The organism is Citricoccus zhacaiensis (assembly GCF_014645315.1).
GTDB lineage: Bacteria > Actinomycetota > Actinomycetes > Actinomycetales > Micrococcaceae > Citricoccus > Citricoccus zhacaiensis.
The window spans coordinates 288,257-309,906 of sequence record NZ_BMLQ01000003.1 but is presented as its reverse complement, the minus strand read 5'-3'; the positions used below and the strand labels follow the sequence as shown (position 1 = coordinate 309,906).

The 21,650-nt window shown below is 67.2% G+C and carries 21 protein-coding genes; 8 read left to right on the top strand and 13 right to left on the bottom strand.

All coding sequences use genetic code 11. From position 1 onward, the window contains the following. Positions 1-4 precede the first annotated feature (4 nt). The 3 genes from IEX49_RS06980 to IEX49_RS06970 form a co-directional block, all read right to left on the bottom strand. The gene (locus IEX49_RS06980; RefSeq protein WP_188805442.1) at positions 5-1,459 is read right to left on the bottom strand and encodes an aldehyde dehydrogenase family protein; all 1,455 of its coding nucleotides are present in this window, start codon (positions 1,457-1,459) and stop codon (positions 5-7) included. After that, on the bottom strand, positions 1,452-2,582 hold the full coding sequence (locus tag IEX49_RS06975) for an NDMA-dependent alcohol dehydrogenase (RefSeq protein ID WP_229672346.1): 1,131 nt from the start codon (positions 2,580-2,582) through the stop codon (positions 1,452-1,454). The genes IEX49_RS06980 and IEX49_RS06975 overlap by 8 nt, the downstream gene beginning before the upstream one ends. An 87-nt stretch (positions 2,583-2,669) precedes the next feature. Next, entirely contained in the window at positions 2,670-4,127 is a 1,458-nt protein-coding gene (locus IEX49_RS06970; RefSeq protein WP_188805441.1) for an FAD-dependent oxidoreductase, read from the bottom strand. 288 nt (positions 4,128-4,415) lie between these two features. Between IEX49_RS06970 and IEX49_RS06965 the strand changes: the two genes are divergently transcribed. Genes IEX49_RS06965 through IEX49_RS06955 form a run of 3 tightly spaced genes read left to right on the top strand, consistent with a single transcriptional unit; the run spans position 4,416 to position 6,869 of the window. Then, positions 4,416-5,261, top strand: coding sequence for an ABC transporter permease (locus IEX49_RS06965; RefSeq protein ID WP_229672344.1), 846 nt, complete (start codon positions 4,416-4,418; stop codon positions 5,259-5,261). Beyond that, complete coding sequence (locus IEX49_RS06960; protein ID WP_188805440.1) at positions 5,258-6,031, top strand: ABC transporter permease; 774 nt, start codon at positions 5,258-5,260, stop codon at positions 6,029-6,031. The genes IEX49_RS06965 and IEX49_RS06960 overlap by 4 nt, the downstream gene beginning before the upstream one ends. 40 nt (positions 6,032-6,071) lie before the next feature. Continuing rightward, a complete protein-coding gene (locus IEX49_RS06955; RefSeq protein WP_188805542.1) occupies positions 6,072-6,869 on the top strand; it encodes an ABC transporter ATP-binding protein in 798 nt (265 codons plus the stop codon). A gap of 54 nt (positions 6,870-6,923) precedes the next feature. On the opposite strand, the gene IEX49_RS06950 is transcribed toward IEX49_RS06955, so the two are convergent. From IEX49_RS06950 to IEX49_RS06935, 4 genes are read right to left on the bottom strand one after another with little or no spacing between them, the layout of a single operon-like run. Next, the gene (locus tag IEX49_RS06950) at positions 6,924-8,120 is read right to left on the bottom strand and encodes an acyl-CoA dehydrogenase family protein (protein WP_188805439.1); all 1,197 of its coding nucleotides are present in this window, start codon (positions 8,118-8,120) and stop codon (positions 6,924-6,926) included. Further along, complete coding sequence (locus IEX49_RS06945; protein WP_188805438.1) at positions 8,117-9,760, bottom strand: AMP-binding protein; 1,644 nt, start codon at positions 9,758-9,760, stop codon at positions 8,117-8,119. The genes IEX49_RS06950 and IEX49_RS06945 overlap by 4 nt, the downstream gene beginning before the upstream one ends. Next, positions 9,757-10,689 carry an SDR family NAD(P)-dependent oxidoreductase gene (locus IEX49_RS06940; RefSeq protein WP_188805437.1) on the bottom strand — a complete coding sequence of 311 codons (933 nt, stop codon included), beginning with the start codon at positions 10,687-10,689 and terminating at the stop codon, positions 9,757-9,759. Before IEX49_RS06940 ends, IEX49_RS06945 begins: the two co-directional genes overlap by 4 nt. After that, positions 10,686-11,156 carry a MaoC family dehydratase gene (locus tag IEX49_RS06935; protein ID WP_188805436.1) on the bottom strand — a complete coding sequence of 157 codons (471 nt, stop codon included), beginning with the start codon at positions 11,154-11,156 and terminating at the stop codon, positions 10,686-10,688. The genes IEX49_RS06940 and IEX49_RS06935 overlap by 4 nt, the downstream gene beginning before the upstream one ends. A gap of 151 nt (positions 11,157-11,307) precedes the next feature. Between IEX49_RS06935 and IEX49_RS06930 the strand changes: the two genes are divergently transcribed. From IEX49_RS06930 to IEX49_RS06915, 4 genes are read left to right on the top strand one after another with little or no spacing between them, the layout of a single operon-like run. Then, positions 11,308-12,162 carry an ABC transporter ATP-binding protein gene (locus tag IEX49_RS06930; RefSeq protein ID WP_229672343.1) on the top strand — a complete coding sequence of 285 codons (855 nt, stop codon included), beginning with the start codon at positions 11,308-11,310 and terminating at the stop codon, positions 12,160-12,162. Continuing rightward, positions 12,159-12,956, top strand: coding sequence for an ABC transporter permease (locus tag IEX49_RS06925; RefSeq protein ID WP_188805435.1), 798 nt, complete (start codon positions 12,159-12,161; stop codon positions 12,954-12,956). Before IEX49_RS06930 ends, IEX49_RS06925 begins: the two co-directional genes overlap by 4 nt. Further along, complete coding sequence (locus IEX49_RS06920) at positions 12,953-13,897, top strand: IclR family transcriptional regulator (RefSeq protein WP_188805434.1); 945 nt, start codon at positions 12,953-12,955, stop codon at positions 13,895-13,897. Before IEX49_RS06925 ends, IEX49_RS06920 begins: the two co-directional genes overlap by 4 nt. Beyond that, the gene (locus tag IEX49_RS06915) at positions 13,894-15,030 is read left to right on the top strand and encodes an ABC transporter substrate-binding protein (RefSeq protein WP_188805433.1); all 1,137 of its coding nucleotides are present in this window, start codon (positions 13,894-13,896) and stop codon (positions 15,028-15,030) included. The genes IEX49_RS06920 and IEX49_RS06915 overlap by 4 nt, the downstream gene beginning before the upstream one ends. Positions 15,031-15,123: 93 nt before the next feature. Here IEX49_RS06915 and IEX49_RS06910 read toward each other — a convergent pair whose 3' ends face one another. The 3 genes from IEX49_RS06910 to IEX49_RS06900 all read right to left on the bottom strand — a co-directional run bounded on the left by IEX49_RS06910 (position 15,124) and on the right by IEX49_RS06900 (position 17,148). Beyond that, complete coding sequence (locus IEX49_RS06910; protein ID WP_229672342.1) at positions 15,124-15,411, bottom strand: hypothetical protein; 288 nt, start codon at positions 15,409-15,411, stop codon at positions 15,124-15,126. 70 nt (positions 15,412-15,481) lie between these two features. Beyond that, positions 15,482-16,606: a hypothetical protein gene (locus IEX49_RS06905; RefSeq protein WP_188805432.1), complete on the bottom strand. Its 1,125-nt coding sequence runs from the start codon at positions 16,604-16,606 to the stop codon at positions 15,482-15,484. Further along, positions 16,603-17,148: a UGSC family (seleno)protein gene (locus IEX49_RS06900; protein ID WP_188805431.1), complete on the bottom strand. Its 546-nt coding sequence runs from the start codon at positions 17,146-17,148 to the stop codon at positions 16,603-16,605. The genes IEX49_RS06905 and IEX49_RS06900 overlap by 4 nt, the downstream gene beginning before the upstream one ends. 200 nt (positions 17,149-17,348) lie before the next feature. On the opposite strand from IEX49_RS06900, the gene IEX49_RS06895 reads away from it, so the two are divergent. Then, on the top strand, positions 17,349-17,591 hold the full coding sequence (locus IEX49_RS06895) for a hypothetical protein (protein ID WP_188805430.1): 243 nt from the start codon (positions 17,349-17,351) through the stop codon (positions 17,589-17,591). 78 nt (positions 17,592-17,669) lie between these two features. Here IEX49_RS06895 and IEX49_RS06890 read toward each other — a convergent pair whose 3' ends face one another. The 3 genes from IEX49_RS06890 to IEX49_RS06880 all read right to left on the bottom strand — a co-directional run bounded on the left by IEX49_RS06890 (position 17,670) and on the right by IEX49_RS06880 (position 21,644). Next, positions 17,670-19,460: an ABC transporter substrate-binding protein gene (locus IEX49_RS06890; protein WP_188805429.1), complete on the bottom strand. Its 1,791-nt coding sequence runs from the start codon at positions 19,458-19,460 to the stop codon at positions 17,670-17,672. A 121-nt stretch (positions 19,461-19,581) separates the two neighbouring features. After that, positions 19,582-20,616 carry an ABC transporter ATP-binding protein gene (locus IEX49_RS06885; RefSeq protein WP_188805428.1) on the bottom strand — a complete coding sequence of 345 codons (1,035 nt, stop codon included), beginning with the start codon at positions 20,614-20,616 and terminating at the stop codon, positions 19,582-19,584. Then, positions 20,613-21,644 (bottom strand): ABC transporter ATP-binding protein, encoded by a 1,032-nt coding sequence (locus IEX49_RS06880; RefSeq protein WP_188805427.1) that lies wholly within the window; start codon positions 21,642-21,644, stop codon positions 20,613-20,615. The genes IEX49_RS06885 and IEX49_RS06880 overlap by 4 nt, the downstream gene beginning before the upstream one ends. Positions 21,645-21,650: the final 6 nt, after the last annotated feature.

The window sequence follows — 21,650 nt, the reverse complement described above, 5'->3', positions numbered from 1 at the left end:
GGCCTTAGCGCCAGATAGTCTTGGTGTTCTGGTAGGCCTCTACCGCCTCTAGTGCAAATTCCCGTCCCATTCCAGACGCCTTGTATCCCCCGTAGGGGTGATTGAGGTCCGGCTTGTATCCGTTAATGCCCACGGTGCCGGCCTGGATGCGCCGTGCCACAGACTCCGCTTTCGCAGAGTCCCCGAAAATCGCAGATGCCAATCCATATTGGGACTGATTGGCCAGATCGATGGCCTCTTCAACAGACCCATATGAATGGAGGCTGACGACAGGACCGAAAACTTCCGTCTGGGCGATCTCACTGTCCATCGCGGCATTCTCAATCAGCACCGGAGAGACAAAGCATCCCGTACGGGGCAGATCTTGATGGGTTCTGGTCACTGTGACACCAGATTCTTCAGCACGGTGGACCAGTCCAAGGGCGCGATCTTTGATGCGCGTCGATACCAGGGGCCCTAGGTCGGTCTCCGGATCCCACGGGTCGCCGACGCGCAGACCGGACATCTCCGCCAGCAGGCGGTCGCGCACTTCGGCATAGCGTGACTGCGGAACGAGGACCCTGGACATGCTCGCGCAGGTCTGACCGGTGTTCTCGAAACTGGCAACCCGCAGGCTGTCCATGGTCATGTCCAGATCGGCGGATTTCAGCACTATCGCGGCTGATTTTCCTCCGAGCTCCAACGTCACCGGGAGCAGTCGCTCGCCCATGGTGCTGGCGATGGAACGGCCTGCTGCCGTGGACCCGGTGAAACCCACCTTGTCAATGCCCGGATGAGCTACGAGGATCTGACCGGTTTCCCGACCACCGGGGACTATGTTAATCACTCCAGCCGGCAGGCCGATCGTCAAGCAGGCTTCCGCGAGGATGTAGATGTCCAGAGGTGATTCCTCGGCGGGCTTGATGACGACTGTGCAACCCGCTGCCAACGCGGGCCCAAGCTTGAGTGTGGTCGAGGCGAAGGGATGATTCCAGGGCACGATCAGCGCGGCTACGCCCAACGGCTCACGTCGAATGGTGGAGGTGCCCTTTCGGGCCGCGTTGGGCCTCTCCAACTCGTTCTGCAGATCACGCGCCACTTGCGCGTAGTAACGCAGGTGCGCCACCGGCCTTTTCCCGCCCCACGCTGTGGACACCCGGATTGGCTGCCCGATCTCGGCCGTGATCATGGCAGCGATGTCATCACCACGCCGTTCCAGTTCATCTGCAAGCTTGTCCAGCCACTCGCCACGCTCAGCAGGCGACAACCTCGGCCAGGGGCCAGAGTCGAATGATCGACGCGCGGCGGAGACGGCGTGGTCGACCTCCCGTTCGCCGCCACGCGGGGTCTGCCCCACCTCTGTCCCATCAGCTGGGTTTCTCACCACGATGTTTTCCGTGCCGCTTGGTGCCGTGAATTCTCCGTTTGAGAAGAAGCACGAGCGCACTGAGTGCGCAGGTCGTGTCCTGAGTTCAGCCACCGAAGATCACTCCCCCGCGGATGTTGAGTCCTTCGAGCAAATCGTCGTATCCGTCATTGATGTCGTCCAGCGTGTAGGTCCGCGAGATGAGTTCGTCGAGTTTCAGCTGCCCGGCGCGGTACATCTGATACTGGCGCGGGATGTCCGCTTGGGGGTTGCTGCCTCCGTAGACCGATCCCTGTAGCCGCTTCTGATAGCGCGTCAGTTCCAGCGGCTGGATGGGGATGACCTCTTCAGAGGCCGGGGCGATGCCGGTGACCACTACCGTGCCGGCCTTGCGCACGGCCGCGAACGCTTGGGCGATATGCTCCCCAGCCAGGACACCGGGCGTCAGGATGGCTTGGTCGGCCCCCTGCCCATTGGTGATCGATCGGGCGAGATCCGCGGCCTCACCAATGTCGGCAAAGGCGTGTGTCGCCCCCATCTCCAGGGCCTTCTCGCGCTTGAACTCGATCGGATCGACGGCGACAACGCTCGTGGCCCCGGCATGGACCGCCCCTTGGACGGCATTGATGCCGACACCACCAATTCCCATGACGATAGTGACGTCTCCGGGCCGGATACCGGCCAGGTACACGGCCGAGCCCCACCCGGTGCCGACGCCGCAACCCAGGAGCCAGAGTTTTTCCAGCGGCGCCTCGGCCGGCAGCTTCACCGCGGAGTTGACGTCCACCACGGTCCGTTCGGCGAAGGTCCCGAGACCGCACATCTGGCCTACGGGAGAACCGTCCGGCAGGGAGAACCGGTAGGTGTCGGGATCGCGGAAGCGGCTCCCCTGCATAAGAAAGGCACCCAGATCACACAGGTTGGTCATGCCTTCGCTGCACCACCGACACTTGCCGCAACTGCCGATGAAGGAGAACACGAGCTTGTCCCCCACGGCCCATCCGGGCGTATCTGGTCCGACCTGCTCCACGACCCCGGTGCCCTCGTGTCCGCCGACGATCGGGAGGATGCCGACCTGACTGTCCCCCGAGAGCAGGTGGTAATCCGAGTGGCACAGCCCACTGGCGACCATTTTGACCAGGATCTCCCCCTGGCGCGGTTCGTCCAACAAGACATCCGCAATCTCGAACTTCCCCGGCTGGTCACGCACAACGGCTGCTTTAGTCCGGATCGGCATGTGTACTCCTTATAATGATGGGTCTGTCGTGGTGGGTCCGCGGTAGCGGGCCCGAATCATTGTGGTGTCAGCGGTGTGGTGGTGGTTCTACGGCATGTGGCCCACGGAAACAGTGGCCACGGGGTCCGGAGCGAGCTCGGTTCCCAAGTAGGCACCGGTGGCCTCCAGCCGTTGTTGGAGTGCAGGGACGTCGACCTCGCCGACCTCAGTTCCCGCCGAGAGGCTCAGGTGGGCGGCCAGACCGGCTGCTTGCCCCATGACGAAACAGGGCCCCGTCACCCGTGCGGACGACTGACCCCATTGGGTCATGGATGCCGATCGCCCCACGGTCAACAGGTTCTCCACCTGCTGCGGAACCAGCATCCTGTAGGGCAATTGGTTGAATCCACGGGAGTCGAAACCGGCCGTGGGGAATCGGAACTCCACTGTCCCCTCGACATGCGCCTCGACCGGCCACCCCTGGACACCGATCACGTCCGGGAAGTCCACACAATCCAGGATGTCGGCTTCGCTGAGCTGGTACCGTCCCACGGACCGGTACGTTTCCCGGATGCCGATCTGGGGGGCGATGTCCACCACGTAGGCATTCTCGAAGCCTGGGGTGTTGTCGCGGATGAAGCCAAAGACGTCCCGGACCTGTTGACGTCCTTGCAACTCCCCCCGGCTCAGTTGCCAGACGTCCGTGCCGTCCACCGCACTGCCGTCCTCGTTGGACAGCTGTGTGAGGTTGGCCCGCCATTCCAGGGGATTGCGCTGAGGCCGGACGATCGGCTTCTTGCGGGGGAACGTCCTCTCACCACGCACTTCCGCCTCATCCATGATCTGGGCGACGGTTTCCCAGGCCCGTCCGGCCTTCCGGTGGTCCACGCCGTTGATGCGGAACATCAGGGAGGGGAAGAGCAGGTCCGGGGACTTTTCCCTGGGGGCGCCCGCGAACCGCACCACGTCGGCATCACCGGATGCGTCGATGAAAACCTGTCCCCGGAGCGCACCCCGCCCGGACTTCGATTCCACCAAGACCGCATCGATCCGTTCCGCCGAGTCCATGACAGCGCCCACCACACTGGTGTGGAACAGCAGGGTCACTCCGCTGGCCGCGAGGAAATCGTCGGCGGCGATCTTGTAGGCGGAAATATCGAAAGCTTGGGCCTGGATCCGGTTCTGCACACTCAGATGCGGTTCGCTGAGGGCGTCCATCTGGTCCAGCCGGTCCAACAGTTCATCCGTGTACCCGCGGACGACCCGGCGGTGTTCGCCATGCACCCGGGCATGGAGACCGCAGAAGGTGCTGAGTCCACCCATGGTCCCGGCGCCGCCCAGGAATCCGTACCGCTCAATCAGCACCGTGGTTCGGCCCTCACGGGCACTGGCCGCAGCAGCCATCAGCCCGGCCGGGCCCCCTCCGACCACGACGACGTCGTATTCCCCGATGACAGGTGTCTCCCGTGCCGGCTCGTGTATGGACTGCTGCACTGGTTGTCCCCTTCCTCCGACGGACCACTTCGGGTCGAGCCGCAACAGCCGCCCTCCGAACAGTCTTGCCATTCGTCCACCCTGCGACTCGCGTGTACGCATAGTGGTTCATTCGTTTCTGAAGCGTACAACGGGAGTGATCGCCAGTCGAGGATTCTTCCGGATGATGGAAACCCCATGGCGTTAAGCCAGGCATCCTGGTGTGGTGGCCTGGATCACGACTTCGTGGACACAGTGCGTACAGGTGAATCAATAGACGTACAGAAATTGCTAGACATGGTTCGAGGACTATGCCAGCATCGCTTCAACCACAGCCCATCTGCCACAGAACCGGTCCGAGTGGACCGCACGAGGAGAAGCGTGGAAACCACCATCGAAGAACCGGCGTCCGCCACCGGGATCCTCGCTCCCCAGCGCGCCTCGTTCCATGACAACCCCTGGTCCACCCCGCTCCTGGGAGCGATTGGCGTGGTCGCCTTCATGGGCGTTTGGGAGCTGGCCCCACGGATCGGCCTGGTCAACAGCGACTACCTGCCCCCGTTCAGCGTGGTCATGGTCCAGCTGGTGTCCCTTCTGGCGGACCCGGTCTTTTGGGAGGCTTTGGGCGACACCATGCTTTCGTGGCTCATCGGCGTGGCCATCTCCCTCTCCGCCGGCGCCGCCATTGGACTCATCATCGGGTCCAGCGAAGCACTGATCCGCTACACCACGTCGACCATCGAATTCCTCCGGCCCATTCCTTCGGTGGCCTTGATCCCTATCGCCATCGTGCTCTTCGGGATCAATTCCACCGCCACCGTCTTCGTCATCGTGTGGGCGTGCTTCTGGGTTATCCTCGTCCACGTCATGAGCGGGATCGACGACGTCGACCCGGTCGCCGAATCGACAGCACGCAGCTACGGCCTCGGTTGGGCCTGGCGTGCCCGGTTCGTGACCTTCCCTACGGCCCTGCCCTTCCTCATGACCGGGCTGAGGCTCTGCGGGACCATCGCCCTCGTCGTCGGCATCACCATCGAGCTGGTGGTGGGAACGCCCGGGCTGGGCGAATTGATCGCCACCAGCCAAAGCGCCGGCAACGTGTCCACCGTCTACGCGCTGGCCCTTTTGACCGGTGTCCTCGGGCTGGCGATCAATTACGGCATGAAGTTCATCGAGAACCGGGCCCTGCATTGGCATCCCTCCGTGCGATCGGAGCAGCCGGCATGAACAAGGCACGCTCAATCTCCGCCATGGTGGCACTGCCCATCGTCCTGGTCCTGCTCTGGTGGGTGGCCACCCTCGGCAACAGCAACCCTTTCATCCCCAAACCTGTGGCCCTCCTCACGGACCTGTGGGAAACCTGGGCCAACTCGCGCTTCCTCGAGCATGTGGTCCCCTCGATCGTCCGGCTGCTCAGCGGCCTGTCGATCGCGATAGTCGGTGGCATCGTCCTCGGCGTCCTCATCGGTTCCAACCTCACCGTGCGCAAGATCATGGGGCCGATCCTGGAGTTCGTCCGCGCCATCCCGCCACCGGTGTTGCTGCCGGTCCTCATGATGGTGATCGGCATCGGCGACGAGACCAAGGTGTTTCTCATTGCCCTCGGCTGCCTGTGGCCGGTCCTGCTCAACACCGTGGACGGCGTGCGGTCCGTGGACCCAGTCCTGCGGGACACCACGAGTTCGTACAACATCGGCGGCTTGACCCGGCTCCGGTTTTTCCTCCTGCCGGCCGCACTGCCCCGCATCGTGACCGGGGTTCGGCTGTCCCTGCCGATCGCGTTGATCCTGATGGTGGCCTCGGAGATGTATGCCGCCACCAACGGATTGGGCTTCTCGATCATCTACTTCCAGCGGACCTTCCAGAATGGCCCCATGTGGGCGGGCGTGGTGGTCCTGGGGCTGGTCGGCATCATCATGGCCCTTGCCTTCCGGTGGTTCGAACGCCGGATCCTGTCCTGGTACTACGCACAAAGGGAGTTGGAAACCAGTGGTTGACACGCAGAGCAACAGCGACGTCTTGCTGTCCGTCCGGTCCATGAAGAAGGTCTATCCCACCCCGGGAGGGCCGGTGGAAGCCGTCCGGGACCTAACCTTCGACCTGCGCCGGGGGGAGTTCGCGTGCATCGTGGGACCCTCGGGATCCGGCAAGACCACGCTCCTTAAGTGCATTTCGGGGCTCATGGCGCCGACGTCGGGTGAGGTCATCCTGGACGGCGAGCGCGTTGCCGGGCCGCCCCGCAACATGGCGCTGGTGTTCCAGGAATACGGGCGTTCGCTGTATTCCTGGCTCAGAGTCGAGGACAACGTGGCGTTGCCGCTCCGGGCCGCCGGTATTGGCCCGGCCGAACGCCGCGAACGGGTGGCCGAAGCACTCGAGGCGGTGGGACTGGCGCACGTGCCCCAGTCCTACCCGTGGCAGCTCTCCGGCGGCATGCAGCAGCGCGTCGCCATTGCCCGGGCCGTGGCCTACCGTCCGGAGATCCTGCTGATGGATGAGCCTTTCGCCGCCGTCGATGCCCAGACCCGCGCCGACCTAGAGGACCTCGTCCGATCGGTGTGGAAGAAGCTGGGCTTGACGGTTCTATTTGTCACGCACGACATCGACGAGTCCGTGTACCTCGGGGAACGGGTTATCATTCTGTCCTCGTCCCCCACCGTGGTGCAGGACGATGTCCGCATTGACCTGCCCTTCGAGCGGGACCAGTTGGAGACCCGCTCTATGAAGCAGTTCGTTGTCCATCGCCACCACGTCTACGAACAGATCCAGTTGGCCAAGCGCGGCTTCCGGGCCGAGGACACCCGTCCGGTCGCGGTGGCACAGCCCTCCGCCTGAACGCCGGACAGACCGTCGGGATTCCGACACAGGTGGCTGCCCCCGGCCCGGTGGCTAACGAACGAAGGCGCTATGCCCGGTCAGGGCGCGCCCGAGGATCAGCGTGTTCATCTCGCGGGTGCCCTCGAACGTGTACATGGCCTCGGCGTCCATGAAGTAGCGGACCACGTCGTTCTCCAGGAGCAGGCCGTTGCCGCCCACGGTCTCCCGGGCCAGGGCCGCGGACTCCCGGAGTCGGTTGCCGGCCACCAGCTTGATGAGGCTCGGCGTCACGTCATCGGCCACGGGGTGAGTGGTGGTGCGCACGGCCAGGGCGAGGGTCTGGGCGATGTTCTCCACCATCCGCACCAGCTTGTCCTGCACCATCTGGAAGGACGCGATGGGCCGGCCGAACTGCTCACGCCGTTGCGCATACCCCAGGGCCGCCTCGTAGGCGGCCAGCTGCATGCCGGCGGAGCTCCAGGCGATCTCGGGGCGCAGGGTGCGGAAGGCGCGGTTGAGGTCCGCGAACGAGGTGATGCGCGGCAACCGCAGGTCGTCTGAGACCTGGACCTCCCGCAGCGTGATGTCCGCGTTGTGGACGGTCCGCAGCGCCGCCTTGTGCTGGATCACGGACATCTCCACCCCCGGCGCCCGCGCGGGGACGAGGAAGGCCAGGACGCGGTCGCCGCCCTCCTCGCGGGCCACCACCACGGCGTGGTCTGAGATCGTGGCGTTGCCGATCCACCGCTTGGCGCCGTTGAGGACCCAGCCCTCTCCCTGGCGGCGGGCGGTGGTGGCCAGGCCGCCGGCGATGTCCGATCCGTGCTCGGGCTCGGTGAGGGCGAAGCAGCCGGTCATCCGGAAGTCGATGATGTCCTGGTCCCAGTCGGCCACCTGAGCGGGGCTTCCTCCCTCCAGCACGAGGGTGCGGAACATCCCGACCTGGCCGCCGTAGGTCATGGACACGGACAGGTCGGCACGGCACAGCTCGATGCTGCGGAATCCCCGGTACAGGGCCCGGGTCCGGCCCTCGCCGTCCACCAGGGCGGGGTCGTCCACGAGCCGCATCTCGGCCAGCGGCCCGCGGAGATGGCCGAGGTGGGCCGCGCGCTCCCAATGGTCCGGGAGGATCGGCCGGACGTGTTCGTCGAGATAGGCCCTCAACTGGAGCAGCTTGGCCCGCTCCGGGGCGGTCAGGTCCGCGGCGAACCCGAGCAGGTCACCGGGATAGGTCAGTTCGGTCTCGTCCTGGACGGCGGCCTCGGTCATGGTGTCCTCCCCTGGGTTTCGCGGTCGAGGGTCATGTCCTGGCGCAATTGGGCGAGGTTCAGTTTTCCCTGTGGGCTCCGGTCCAGGAGGGGCCGGACCATCACATGCCGGGGTTTCTTGTAGCCGGCCAGGCGGGAGGCGGCGTGGTCCAGGATGTCCGCGGCCGGCGTCGTGTCCTGCACGGCGACGGCGGCCGCCACGATCTCGCCGAAGCGGGCGTCCGGAAGTCCCACCACCACGGCGTCGAGCACCGAGGGGTGGCTGAGCAGGGCTTCCTCCACCTCCTGCGGATAGACCTTCTCGCCACCGGTGTTGACCACGGAACTGCCCCGGCCCAGGAACTCGATGTGGCGGTCCTCCAGGACGCGGACCCAGTCGCCGGGCACCACATGCCGCTTCCCCCGGATCACCGGGAACGTCTCGGCCGTCTTCAGCTCGTCACCGTGGTATCCGCGGGGCAGTGCGCCGTGGGAGGCCAGGATGCCCAGCGCGCCGACGCGATCCTGGACCTCGTTGAGGCCCTCGTCGAGCACGACGGCGGTGGGGAAAAGTCGCGGATGTCCCGGCAGGTCGTCTGCCCCGCGGGTCTGGGTGACGGCGAACCCCCCGCCCTCAGTCGTGGCGAGCAGGTCCACGATGGACACCTCGCCCTGGTCGTGGAACCGGCGTTTGGTCTCGGGGCTGAAGCGCATCCCCGAGCTGTAGACGGACGTGACGTGGCCGAGCCGGACGCCCAGCCTCTCGGCGGCGTCCAGCACGGGGAGGGCGACGGCGTCACCGGCCACCACGAGGCGGGTGGCCCCGCTCTCTGCGGCGAGCCGGACCGCGGCCTCCGCGTCCAGGCGGGGCGAGTCGGTGGTGAGGACCGTTCCGCCCAGGATCAGCGTGCTGAGGGAGACGGTCAGGGCGGTCCCGTGGATGAACGGGGCCAGGGGCAGGGTGATCACGTGCGGCGTCCTGGCGTCCATCGCGGCGGCCACGGCTCCGGCCACGTCGCCGGGCGGCTCCAGTCCCAGGACCGTGTAGGTGCTGAACAGTTGCGAGGCGAACAGGTCGGAGGCCACCCACCGGGCCGCCTTGGGCCGCCCCGTGGTGCCTCCGGTGTAGATCCAGAGTTCGGCGTCCTCGGGAGGAGAGGGTGGGAGCAGTCCGTCCCGGTCCACGGCATCCTCCCAGGTCAGGTCGGCCCGGGAGCCTGGCGCGCTGTCCGTAGCGGCCCGTTCCGCGGGGCGCCCAGGCCCGTCATCCACCCGGATCAGGACCGGCGGGGAGGCGAGGAGGTCCAGCGCACCGTCCACGATCTCCCCGAGCGAGTCCGGTGCCACCAGGGCGGCGGCCTGCGAGTCCGCCAGCAGCTGCGCCAGGTCAGCGGATCGGATCCGGTAGTTGAGGGGTGCCGGGATGATCCCGGTGGCCAGGCACGCGTAGACGGCGATGAGGAACTCGGGCCGGTTGTACAGCAGGATCGCCAGGCGGTCGCCGGGGCGGACGCCGTGGTCTTCCAGCGCCCGGGCCAGGCCGGCGGCTTCCCGGGTCAGCTGTCCGTAGCTCCAGGTCCGTCCGTCCGCGCCCACCACGGCCGTCCGGTCCGGATCGGCCGCGGCGATCCCCTGCCAGACGAGGCTGTGCTGGCCGCTCATGCCTTCTCCCGGGCGGAACGCGGGCCGGAGGGCTGCGCCTGGCGGTCCAGGCCCCCGTGCCAGGCGCCGTCGATCGCCTCCGGTGACCAGCCGCCGTCGTGGTCCAGGGTCCGCAGCACGTCCGCGTGGGAGTAGAGCGTCAGGCGGTCCCCGCCGAGTCCGATGGCCTGACCCGTGACGCCCGCCGAGGCCGGCGAGGCGAGCCAGACGACCAGGGGCGCCACGTCCTCCGGGGAACCGAGGGCGTGCTCCCGCCGGTAGGTGGCGGGGATGGGACGGCCCTGGAGGAAGTCCTCGTAGACCTGCGCATAGGCCGGAATGGTCGCGGTCATGGGTGACAGGGCCGTGGGGATCACCGTGTTGACGGTGATGTTGGCCCGGGCCAGTTCCAGGGACCACGTCCGCGCCATGGCCACCAGCCCGGCCTTCGCCGCGGCATAATTGGTCTGCCCGAAGCTGCCGAACTGCCCGGCGGGGGAACCGATCAGGATGATCCGCCCGCCCTCACCCTGCTCGCGCATCGCCACGGCGGCCGCCCGGCCGCACGTGAAGGCGCCCCGGAGGTGGGAGGAGATGACCAGATCGAAATCTGCATCGGACATCTTCCACAGCACGCGGTCCCGCAGCGCCCCGGCGTTGGCCACCATGACGTCCAGCCGACCGAATTCCCCCACCGCCGTGTCCACGAGCTCCTGCGCCGTGTCCGCCGTGCCCACCGCGGCCACCACGGCGACGGCGCGGCCCCCGGAGGCTCGGATCTGCGCGGCGGTGGCATCCGCCGTGGAACCGTCCAGGTCATTGACCACGACGGCGGCCCCCGCCTCGGCCAGGGCCAGCGCGTAGGCCCGGCCCAGGCTCCGCCCGGCGCCGGTCACCACGGCGACCTGGCCGTCGAGACGGGTGGCGGCCCCGACCGAGGTCGCGCTCATCGGTAGTACCTCAGGACGAACTCGGCCACGCAGACCGGCTTCTCACCGCCCTCGATCTCATAGGTGACCTTCAGGACGACCTGCCATCCGCCGTCGAGCTCCGTCACCTCCAGCACCTCGGCCCGCGCGCGGACCCGGGCACCGGCCGGCGTGGGTGCCGGGAAGCGCACCCTGTTGAGGCCGTAGTTGATCCCGACGCCGGCCCCGGTCACCTTCCACAGCTGGGACAGGTGCGGGACGACGATGCTCAGGGACAGCAGCCCGTGGGCGATCCGCGTGCCGTAGACGCTGCTGGCGGCGAAGGCCTCGTCCACGTGGATGGGATTGTGGTCCCCCGTCAGGTCCGCGAAGACGTCGATGTCCTCCTGGCTGATGGTCCGCCAGTCCGACGGGCCCAGGGTCCGGCCCTGCAGGCCGGGGAGCTCGTCCAGGGGCACGGTCACCGGGGTGGTCAATGGGGTGCTCATACGGATTCCCTTTCTCAGGTTGCCTGAAACCTAGGGGGCGGAGGACCGGCACCTCCACCCTCCTTCCGTTCTCCGGAAGGGGCCGTTCTGGGCCTCTTCCTCCCCGGTTACCGTGACTGTGATCCACCTCACCCTTGTAGGAGGTCCATCCGTGGTGCAGACCAGCCCAGCAGGCGTCAGGTCAGACGCCCCCACGCCTGAGAACAACCCACCGGAGGCGGCACCGGCCACCTTCTCCATCAAGTCCGTGTCCAAGGTCTTCGCGACCAAGACCCAGCGCACCGAGGCACTCCAGGACATCAACCTGGATATCTCCGAGGGCGAGACGGTCTCCCTGATCGGCCGCTCCGGCTGTGGCAAGTCCACCCTGCTGCGCATCATGGCCGGACTGCTGCCGCCCACCGAGGGCAACGTCTATGTCTCCGGAAAGCCGCTCTGGAAGGGACACGCCGTGGAAAGCGGTGTGCTGGAGCAACTGGGGGTGGTCTTCCAGGAACCCCACCTGTTTCCCTGGTTCGACATCACGGACAACATCGCCCTGCCCCTCAAGCTCCGCGGCGTGGGCAAGGCCGAGCGCCGCCGCCGGGCCACCGAACTGGCCGATCTGGTGGGGCTGGGTGATTTCCTGAAGTCCTACCCGCGCGAGCTCTCCGGCGGCATGCGTCAGCGGGTGGCCATCGCCCGCGCCCTGAGCAGGGACCCCGAGCTGTTGCTCATGGACGAGCCCTTCGGCGCCCTGGACGCCTTGACCCGGGAGAAGATGAACCTGGAACTCCAGCGCATCACCCTGGCCACGGAGGCCACCGTCGTCTTCGTCACGCACGACATCTCCGAGGCGGTCTTCATCGGGGACCGGGTGGTGCAGCTGACCCCACGACCGGGACGCATCCAGTCCATCGTGGAGGTCGGCCTCGACCGCCCCCGCCCGCTCGACGTCCAGGCCACCGAGGCCTTCGGCTCCACCGTCCGCGACCTCCGGCACGCTCTGGAAAGCGAGGAATCATGAGCTCATCTCGACTGGGACGGCTCCTGCCCTGGGTCGGCGCACCCCTGCTCATCGTGGTGCTGTGCACCATCTGGGAGGTCAGTGTCCGTGCCTTCGACGTCTCCACCCTCATCCTGCCTCCGCCCTCGCTGATCGCCGAGCGGCTGGGCGAGCTGGTCCAGGACCCGGAGGTGTGGAGCCATGCGTGGATCACCGCCTCGGAGATCATCATGGGCTTCCTGTTGGCCGTGGTCCTCGGCGTCCTGGTGGGGGTCGTCCTGGGCAAGGTGGCCTGGCTGGAGATGACGGTCCGGCCGATCATCGTCCTGCTGCAGGTGGTGCCGAAGGTCGCCTTCGTGCCGTTGTTCGTGATCTGGTTCGGCTTCGGCATGAGCTCGAAAGTCATCATCGCCGCCATGCTGGCCTTCTTCCCGATCATGCTGAACGTCCTCCTGGGCGTGAAGTCGATCGACCCCGGGCACCGGGACGTCATGACCGCCCTGAACGCGGGAAAGATGCAGCGCTTCACCAACCTCGATTTCCGCAGCGTGATGCCGTATCTGCTGGCGGGCATGGAGACCGGCATCGTGTTCGCCGTGATCGGGGCCATCGTGGGCGAATATCTCGGCGGCAACGAGGGGCTCGGCTACATGGTGGTACGGACCCTGAACCAACTGGATGCCCCCGGGCTGTTCGGCGTGGTCGTCCTGCTCGCCGTCCTCGGCCTGGTGCTCTACGGAGCGGTCTTCATCCTGAAGCGCTTCCTGATCCCCTGGCACGAGTCCGTGTACGCGCAGCAGGGGAACGTGGCATGACTGCCCTCGGCGCACCATCCGCCGTGGCGGGCCGGACCACACCGGTCGGCGAGAATCAGCGCCACCCGCGCCTCGTCGTCGTGCCCTCGTCCGGTGGAACCCTCCCACCGCCGCACCGCGGGCCGGCAGCAGATCATCCGCGGCGGTCCGTCCTGGGCCGCCTGCACCGGCTGCTCTCCGCCTTCGACCACGAGCACACGCACCTGACCCTGTCCGATCTGAGCCGACGGTCAGGGCTGCCGCTGACCACCACCCACCGCATGGTCGGTGAGCTGCTGTCCCTCGGGATGCTCGACCGCGATGACGAGGACCTGCTGTGCATCGGCGTGGACCTCTGGAACTTCGGCCTGCTGGCGCCCAAGACCCACGGCCTGCAGCGGGTGGCCCTTCCGTTCATGCAGGACCTCTACTCCACCACGGGATTCCCCGTCCACCTCGGCATCCCGGACGGGCAGCAGATCACCACCGTGGAGAGCCTGCGGCCCCGCGGCCCGGGCAACGAGCGTCCGCGCATCGGCCAACGGGACCCCTACCACGTGGTGGCCGTGGGCATGGCCCTGCTGGCCTTCCAGGACCCGGCCGCCCAGCAGCGGTACCTGGCCCGGCTGGAGGAGCGCCAGGGCACCGGTGCCGATGCCGCCGGCGCCGTCCGCGCGGCCCTGGCGGAGACCCGGGCCACCGGGTACTCGGTCAACAACAACCGGACCTTCCCCCGCGTCGGTATCGGAGCACCGATCCTGGACCGCCAGGGTCGGCCGGTGGCCGCCATCTCCATCGTGGTCCCCGAGGGGACCACCAACACCCCCTACGGGCTGCTCGTCCGGAGCACAGCGCGCTCCATCCAGCGCACGGCCCTGGAACAGCACATCCCCCTGCCCGCCGATGCCGGCACCGGCCGGCCCCGCAGCACCGCAACCGACTCCGGAGGAGATCACTCATGACCAGGCCCGCCATCCCGACCCCTCATCCCCGCACCTCTCCGGGACCACTTCGATCCGACACAGGGCTGCTCGGCCGTGGCCTCAGCAGGCGCACCCTCTTCCGCGGCTTCGGCGCCGGGGTCCTGGCCGTGGCCGGGGCCGGTGCCCTGGCCTCCTGCGGCACAGAGGGAGCCGCGGGCGGTGGCACAGACGGCGGTGGAGAGGCCTCACTGGGCGAGGTGACCTACATCAGCTTCCTGCCGTTCGAGACCCTGTCCTTCGCCGCCGAGATGCTGGCCATGGCCGCCGGTCACGATGCCGCCCATGGCATCGAGCTCGGCTATGAGGTGGCCCGCGGCACCTCGCCGTCACTCCAGGCGATGATCGCCGGTGCCGGCCTCGTGGCCCGCTGCAACACGGTGGACCTGGCCGCGGCACGCGCCCAGGGGCAGGACGTGGTGAACATCGCCACCATCGCCCGGGGACCGGCCCAGCGCATCAACTTCTCGAAGGAGCGCCCCATCACCACCGCTCAGGACATGGTGGGCATGACCATCGGCATCCCCTCCGAGGGCGGGAGCACGGAGAACAACCTCCGCCTGACCCTGGAGAACGCCGGCGTGGACTCCGAGCAGGTCAATCTCCAGGTGGTCACGGACAATCCCGCGTCCTGGGAGATGATCCAGCGGGGGCAGATCGACGGCTACATCTCCAGCCCGGACCAGAGCTTCCTGCTGCTGGACATGCAAGCCGGTGCCGACGCCATCGTGCTCGGGGATTTGTCCCCTGTCATCTCCGATCGGCAGTACTTCGTCACCACCGACCAGCACATCCAGGAGAAGCCGGACCAGCTCCGAGCCTTTCTGGCCTCGCTGCAGGACGCGGTGACCTTCATGGTGGACGACGCGGACCGGACGAAGACCCTCGAGGCGCTGCGGGAGGAGAACTCCTTCGCCAGCCTCGACAACGACTCCGTGGCCCGCTCCGCCCTGGACGTGCAGGTCCAGAACTTCGTCAATGACAAGGAACCGGATCCACTGGTCACGGATGAGGAGATCTGGCTCGCCTCCATCGAGGAATTGGTCGAGACGGGCCGCATCGAGCCGGTGGACTCCCCGGAGTCCTGGATGACCAACGACCTCCTGCCTGCCTGACTCGTCTCCGCTTCACCGGTTCACCGCACACAGCACGTGCCCCGTCCTCAACGGACGGGGCACGTGCTGTGTGGCGTGCTGGTAGGGCGGGTGTCAGTGACCGCTCGGCAGGGTGACCGAGCCGACCGTGTACGGGGTCCCGGCGAGCTGCTTCTGGAGGATGGCCTCCATGACCGGCGTCGGGGACAGGCAGTCAGCGCAGGCCTCCGGGCCCGCCTCGATGGTGACCGTGAGCCGGGTTCCGGCCTCGGTGGCCGAGTCGGGGGCTGGGGCGGGGTCCGGAGCCCAGAGGACGCGGTAGCCGTCGCTGGCCATCATCTGCCGGAAGTCGGCCAGCGCTGCGTCGATGACCTGTGCCTCAGGTTCGGTGGTGGTAGCCATCAGTGGCTCCTTTCTCCGGCCGGGTTCCGGCCGGTGTTCTGGGTGGTGTTCTGGGTGGTGTTCTGGGTGGTCAGCTCGTCCGGTACTCGACGGCGCTGTAGGAGGAGGGCCGCAGCCGCGGGTTCAGCCCGAAGACCTCGACGACGGCGGAGACGCCCGCGTTGTTGGCCCCGGCCACCACGATCTGGACCGATTCCGGGGCGGCCAGGGCCGGTACCCGGTCCGGGGTCTGCGACCCCTGCGCGGTGTCCGCGATCGCGTCCGGGTGGCCGGCCGCCAGCCGCCACCGGGCGTGGTGGGAGATGGCGTCCTTGCCCACGCGGCCCAGGTCTCCCCGGCTCCGGTAGGCATGGTCGAAGATGAACCGGCGCAACTGGTCCTTGTCCCAGCCGGCCCCCGCGAAGACCTGGGCGTGTTCCGGGCTCAGCACCAGCAGGGCGTTGGTGTACTCGTGGATGAAGGCACCGGTACGGGTGATCGAATCCGTAAAGTCCAGGGCCAGCTGCTCGGCCTCCTGGGTGTGACGGGCCTCGATGTGCATGACCGAGCGGACCACGAACGAGGTGACCACATCGTCGTCCTCGGCGAAGCCGTACTCCGTGTGCAGGGAGGGCCAGGGACTCTGCTCCTGGTTCTCCCCGATGACGGCGGTGTACTTGGCCGGGGTGGCCTGGGTGGCCTGGTCCAGCTGGTGCGGCCGGAGCCCGAAGACGTTGATCAGGGCCAGCCTGATGGCCCGCCCGATCGTGGCATTGGCCCGGTGGCCGGAGCCGAAGATGTTGCCGCGGGAGTTGATGTCCAGCCGTTCCCGGACGGGGCCGTTCACCACGGTGAAAGGTGCCGTGCCGGTGGTCGACTGCCAGATCCCCTTGCGCGGGTTGGGCTCCTGCGCAATGCCCTTCCATGCCGCCACCACCACGGGGAAGTACTCGGGGCGGCAGCCGGCCAGGGCCGCATTGATGGCCGCGTAGCGGACCGTCAGCTCCCGATTCAGGTGCGGGGTGGCGAACAGGACCTCGTCCGGGTCCAGCGGTGAGGTGGCCAGGAACTCGTCGACGATCGACTCGCTCACGGGCACCACGGGCAGTCCGTCCGTCCAGCCGTTCTCCTGGTACCGCTCCAGCACATCACGGATGCCCCGGGCATCGGCCTCCAGCGCCAGCTCGCTCCGGGTGTCCACCGCCGGGCCGTTCACGCGGCCACCTCCGCGCCGAGGATCCGCTCCACACCGGCCATGAGCTCCGCCGCACGGTTCTTGAGTTCCTCGGCGGACAGGCTCGCGATGGGATGGGTTGCGGCCAGGAAGTCATATCCCGGGAAGCCCTGGAGCGAGGCCATGGCCTGCCCGGACATCAGGAAGGAGTCGCTGACGATGCTGACGGCCGGCAGTCCGTGCCGTTCGAAGATGATGCCGTCCAGCACCGTGGCCGCACTGCAGGAACCGCAGTCTCCGACGGCGGTGACCACCAGGTCGCATTCGCGGACGATCTCATCCCGCAGCTCGTCCTTCACCGGAGTGCCGAAGTAGTCCTTGGTGTACATCGTCACCGAGCCGATGCCGTGGCGCTGGCGCAATTCGTCGCCGAGGGCCTCCAGCAGGGTGGTGGCATTGGGCTTGGTGTTGTCCAGCAGGCCGACCCTCAGTCCGGCCAGGGTGCCAGGCCTGAGCGAGAGGGTCATGTCGCTGGTGCGCTCGGAAGCGCCCGTGGGATCGATCAACACTTCCATGGTGGTCATGTCCGGTTCTCCGTTTCATACTCGGGTGCTCCACACACAACCAGCACGGTCCCGCCTGCTCAACGAGAGCTTCCGGTGGTTGGAAGGGCGGACCGGTGTTCCGCGCAGCGGAAGGCCAACCCGTGGACGGATCGTCGGATGCACACAATTGAGCTGACCCGGCACCGGAGCCTCGGCTCCCACCACCCATCGGAGGAACCATGACCGCCCAGCCTCTCGACGACCTGCGCCAGACCCTGGCCGCGGACGGATACATCCTGACGATCGACGACTCTGGCGACCGGCTCGAGGCCCGCATCCGTGCCGAGGATGGGGTCTGCGGGGACTGCCTCGTGCCGAAGAACCTGATGGCCGCCATGATCTCCAATGCCACCGGCACCGCCGCAGACTCGATCGACATCACCTACCCCACGGAGATCGGCGACGACGGCCAGCTCGTCTGAACCTTGTCGGACCACACCGCCGGCCGGGGGCTTTGCCCCCGGCCGGCGGTGTGTGGCGGTGCGTTCAGCGGACTGCCATCACTGCTCCACCCAGACCCTGTCATACAGGACCCCGCTGTTGACCACGAGGGCCGGGATAGGCGTGGTGAGCCCGGGGCCGTGAACGCCCTTGCGGACCACCTGGGCCGGGGAGAAGGCCATGCCGAAGGGGCCATAGGCCTCGTCGGAGATCATCTTCGCGGCCTGCTTGTACAGGTCACCGCGCTCCTCCTGGTCCACGGTGGATGCGGCATTCGTCAGTACTTCATCAAGCTCGGTGTTCAGGTTCTCCTCCAGCGCCTGGGTCGCCGTCTCGGCGCCCTCCGGCAGCGGAGTGCCGCTGAACGGAGACGTGGAGCCGAAGCGGACGGCCACGCCGATGCCGGCGGCGGGCTCCCATGCGCCCGCAGTCTGGAGCATGGACTCCCACTCGCCGCTGGTGAACTTGGTGATCACGTCACCGAGCGGCTTGGAGTCGATCGTGACGTCGATCCCGGCGTCCTGCCACTGGGTCTGCAGCGCGGTGGTGACCTGGCGGGCCGTCACGATGTCCGTGGTCCCCAGCTCCACCGTGAGCCCGCCGATCTCCTCGACCAGCTCCCGGGCCTTCTCCGGGTCATAGGTGCGGTACCCCTCGACCTCCTGCTGGTGGAACAAGCCACCGGAGGCGGTGAACGACTGCGACATGTCACCCTGACCGCCGAAGAGGCCTTCATTGATGGCCTCGAAATCCGTGGCGTAGTAGATCGCCTCCCGGGCCTTCTTGTCATCGAACGGCGCCTTGCGCGTGTTCAACTGGATCACGTACGGCGACGTGGGCGCCCCGAGTGTGGTGGTCAGATTCGGGTTCTCCTGCGCCTGTTCGATCAGCGTGACCGAGCTCAGTCCCTCGATCGCATCCCCCTGGCCGGCCTGCAACGTCTGGTACAGCACCTGGTCTCCGGCCACCGACTGGAAGGACAACTCATCCAGGTACGGCAGACCGTCCCTGAAGTAGTCCTCATTCCTGGTCAGCTCCAGCCGTTCGGACAGCCGATTGGCATCGACGGTGAAGGGCCCCGCCGCGACCGGCGCCTGACTGTACTGGTCCGCACCCAGCTCCTGGTACGCCGTGGGCGAGCCAACGAAGTTCAGGCTGGTGGAGGGCATCGCGTTCACGAAAGCACCGTTGGCCACGGAGAAATGGATCTCGACGGTGAGGTCGTCCACGGCCTGGACTGCTCCGAGGCGCTGCTCGATCACGGCCTGGTCCACGTCCTCAGGCAGGGCCGCATAGAGGTCGTCCAGGAACTGCTGGTCCAGTTCAGGCATCTCCCGCGTGAGATCGAGGTCCAGTTGGGGCGTGCCCGTACTACCGGAACTCAACGCCCGAATCCAGTTCCACACCACCGCATCAGCGTTCAACGGGGATCCGTCCGAGAAGGTGATGCCTTCCCGAAGCTTCACGGTCAAGGTCAGCCCGTCCTCCGAGAACTCATAGCTCTCCGCCTGGTTCGGCACGATCTCCGCGTTCTCACCGTTCTCATCCGCCTCGAGGGTGAACAATCCCCCGAAGATCGCCGAGTTCTGCGGCATGTTGGCGCCGACCGTGTTGGAGGTCGCCGGGTCCAGCCCCGTGGACCACCCACCGGCGAAACCGGCATCGAGCAACACGGTCAGGTCACCGCCGGTCTGAGGCTCACCCACGGTGGCGGCGGCTTCGGTGGCTTGGCCTTCCGCATTGGGCTCTCCCCCACCGCAACCAGCGAGGACGAGACTGAGGCTGGCCGCCAGGGCCAGGGTGCCGAGGAGCCCGCGGCGCGGGCCCTTCCGGCGGGGGATGGTATTCATGACGACTCCCAAGAGGACGGTGATGGAGGATCGGCCACAGTGATTCACGTCACATTGGCTTCATGGAAGTCTGTCCCAGGCGGCCGGCCGCTACCATGCACCTTCCGTCGGACGAAAGGCGCTACGCGGGCATGGCAGCCTTGGCACCCTCCGGATGCCCGTTGGTGGGCAGGCCATCGTCGTCCAAAGGGAAATGACAGGCCACGAATCCGCCGCCCGAACACGGTTCCAGCTTCGGCTCCACGGCCGCACAGATCTCCTGGGCAAAAGGGCAGCGGGTGCGGAATCGACACCCCGAGGGCGGATCCAGCGGGCTGGGGACGTCCCCGGGCAGGGTGATGGGCCGCTTGGCCACCCCGGTCTCCGGGTCGAGGCCGGGCACCGAGTCCAGCAGGGCACGCGTATAGGGATGACGCGGCGTCTCGTACATCCGATCCGAGGGGGCGATCTCGGCCAGTTGGCCGAGATAGAGCACCGCGACCCGGTCGCTGACCTGCTTCACCGTGGCGAGGTCGTGGGCGATGAAGAGGTAGGACAGCCCCAGTTCCACGCGGAGCTTCTCGAACAGGTTGATCACCTGCGCCTGAATGAGGACGTCCAGGGAGGAGATGGCCTCGTCGCAGATGATGACCGCCGGATCCAGGGCGATGGCCCGGGCGATGGCGACCCGCTGTGCCTGTCCGCCGGACAGTTCCATGGGCCTGCGCCGCAGGTAGGTGTCCGGGTCCAGGCCCACGAGGTCCAGGAGCTCCCGCACCTTCGCCCGACGTTCCTGCCGGCTCAGTGAGCGGTGGCTGTCCAGTGGTTCGGCCACCACGTCCTCGATCCGCCACCGCGGGTTCAGGGAGCTGAAGGGATCCTGGTAGACCATCTGGAAATTGGACCAGACCTTCTTCAGCTCTTTGCGGCTGAGCCCGGTGAGGTCCTCGCCTCTGAACACCACGGATCCTGATTTCGGCCGGTCGACCTGGATCACGGCACGTGCCAGGGTGGACTTTCCCGAGCCGGTCTCCCCCACGATCCCCAGGGTCTCGCCGGGCATCAGGTCGAACGAGATGTCGGAGACGGCATGGACCACGCCTTCCTTCACTCCCCCGGGTCCACGGCTCTCGAACTCCTGGACGATGTTCCTGACGGACAGCAACGGTTCGCTCATGACTCAGTCTCCTCTCGGGGATCGCCGGTCACCGGATGCCAGCACGCGTACCAGTGGCCGGCGTCATGCTCCAGCAGTGCCGGCGCCGTGACACAGGTCTCGGTCGCCCGGACGCATCGCGGCCGGAACGGGCAGCCCTCGATCCGCTGGGAGGGATCCGGCGGGTGCCCACCGATGACGGTCAGGGCCGAGTGGGACGGCCGGGACACCTGGGGAATGGCCTCCAGGAGGGCGCGGGTATACGGCATCCTCACGTTGGCGAAGAGTTCCGAGGTCTCGGCCTGCTCCACCACCTGGCCGGCATACATCACGAGCACTTCGTCGGCGTAGCTGGCCGCCAGTCCCAGGTCGTGGCTGATCATGATGACCGCCGTCCCCAGCCGCTCGCGCAGGTCCACCAGCAGTTCCATGATCTGGGCCTGGGTGGTCACATCCAGGGCCGTGGTCGCCTCGTCCGCGATCAGTACCTTGGGGTCGGATGCCAGCGCGATGGCGATCATGACGCGCTGGCGCATGCCGCCGGACAGCTGGTGCGGATACTGGTGGAACCGCTTCTCCGGAGCTGGCAGCCGCACGAGTTTGAGGAGTTCGATGGCCCGCTCCGCCGCCTCCTTGCGGCCGACCGTTCGATGGGTCCGGACCGATTCCACGATCTGCGCACCCACCGACATGGTCGGGTTCAAGGAGCGTGCCGGGTCCTGGAAGACCATGGAGATCTCCTGGCCCCGCACCAACCTCATCTTCCGGTCACTCAGGCCCACCAGTTCCTGGCCGTCGAGGTCTGCGGACCCCGCGACCTTGGCACTGGGCGGCAAGAGTCCCATCAGGGCGCGGACGGTGACGGACTTGCCCGAGCCCGATTCACCGATGATGGCCAGCATCTTCCCGGGCCGGACGTTGAAGGACACTCCCTTGGCGGCCCGGATGCGCTTGCCGGCCCGCGTGAACGTGACCTGCAGGTCTCTGACCCTGAGGACCGGCTTGTCTCCGATCCCGTCGGAGGTAGCCGGTTCTGGTGTGATGGTCATGGTCGT

Excerpts from the sequence above, each read along its gene's own strand:
- IEX49_RS06975 (WP_229672346.1), bottom strand. The coding sequence starts at position 2,582 with ATGCCGATCCGGACTAAAGCAGCCGTTGTGCGTGACCAGCCGGGGAAG.
- IEX49_RS06970 (WP_188805441.1), bottom strand. The coding sequence starts at position 4,127 with ATGGCAAGACTGTTCGGAGGGCGGCTGTTGCGGCTCGACCCGAAGTGG.
- IEX49_RS06960 (WP_188805440.1), top strand. The coding sequence starts at position 5,258 with ATGAACAAGGCACGCTCAATCTCCGCCATGGTGGCACTGCCCATCGTC.
- IEX49_RS06955 (WP_188805542.1), top strand. The coding sequence starts at position 6,072 with ATGAAGAAGGTCTATCCCACCCCGGGAGGGCCGGTGGAAGCCGTCCGG.
- IEX49_RS06950 (WP_188805439.1), bottom strand. The coding sequence starts at position 8,120 with ATGACCGAGGCCGCCGTCCAGGACGAGACCGAACTGACCTATCCCGGT.
- IEX49_RS06945 (WP_188805438.1), bottom strand. The coding sequence starts at position 9,760 with ATGAGCGGCCAGCACAGCCTCGTCTGGCAGGGGATCGCCGCGGCCGAT.
- IEX49_RS06940 (WP_188805437.1), bottom strand. The coding sequence starts at position 10,689 with ATGAGCGCGACCTCGGTCGGGGCCGCCACCCGTCTCGACGGCCAGGTC.
- IEX49_RS06935 (WP_188805436.1), bottom strand. The coding sequence starts at position 11,156 with ATGAGCACCCCATTGACCACCCCGGTGACCGTGCCCCTGGACGAGCTC.
- IEX49_RS06925 (WP_188805435.1), top strand. The coding sequence starts at position 12,159 with ATGAGCTCATCTCGACTGGGACGGCTCCTGCCCTGGGTCGGCGCACCC.
- IEX49_RS06920 (WP_188805434.1), top strand. The coding sequence starts at position 12,953 with ATGACTGCCCTCGGCGCACCATCCGCCGTGGCGGGCCGGACCACACCG.
- IEX49_RS06915 (WP_188805433.1), top strand. The coding sequence starts at position 13,894 with ATGACCAGGCCCGCCATCCCGACCCCTCATCCCCGCACCTCTCCGGGA.
- IEX49_RS06910 (WP_229672342.1), bottom strand. The coding sequence starts at position 15,411 with ATGGCTACCACCACCGAACCTGAGGCACAGGTCATCGACGCAGCGCTG.
- IEX49_RS06900 (WP_188805431.1), bottom strand. The coding sequence starts at position 17,148 with ATGACCACCATGGAAGTGTTGATCGATCCCACGGGCGCTTCCGAGCGC.
- IEX49_RS06895 (WP_188805430.1), top strand. The coding sequence starts at position 17,349 with ATGACCGCCCAGCCTCTCGACGACCTGCGCCAGACCCTGGCCGCGGAC.
- IEX49_RS06890 (WP_188805429.1), bottom strand. The coding sequence starts at position 19,460 with ATGAATACCATCCCCCGCCGGAAGGGCCCGCGCCGCGGGCTCCTCGGC.
- IEX49_RS06885 (WP_188805428.1), bottom strand. The coding sequence starts at position 20,616 with ATGAGCGAACCGTTGCTGTCCGTCAGGAACATCGTCCAGGAGTTCGAG.
- IEX49_RS06880 (WP_188805427.1), bottom strand. The coding sequence starts at position 21,644 with ATGACCATCACACCAGAACCGGCTACCTCCGACGGGATCGGAGACAAG.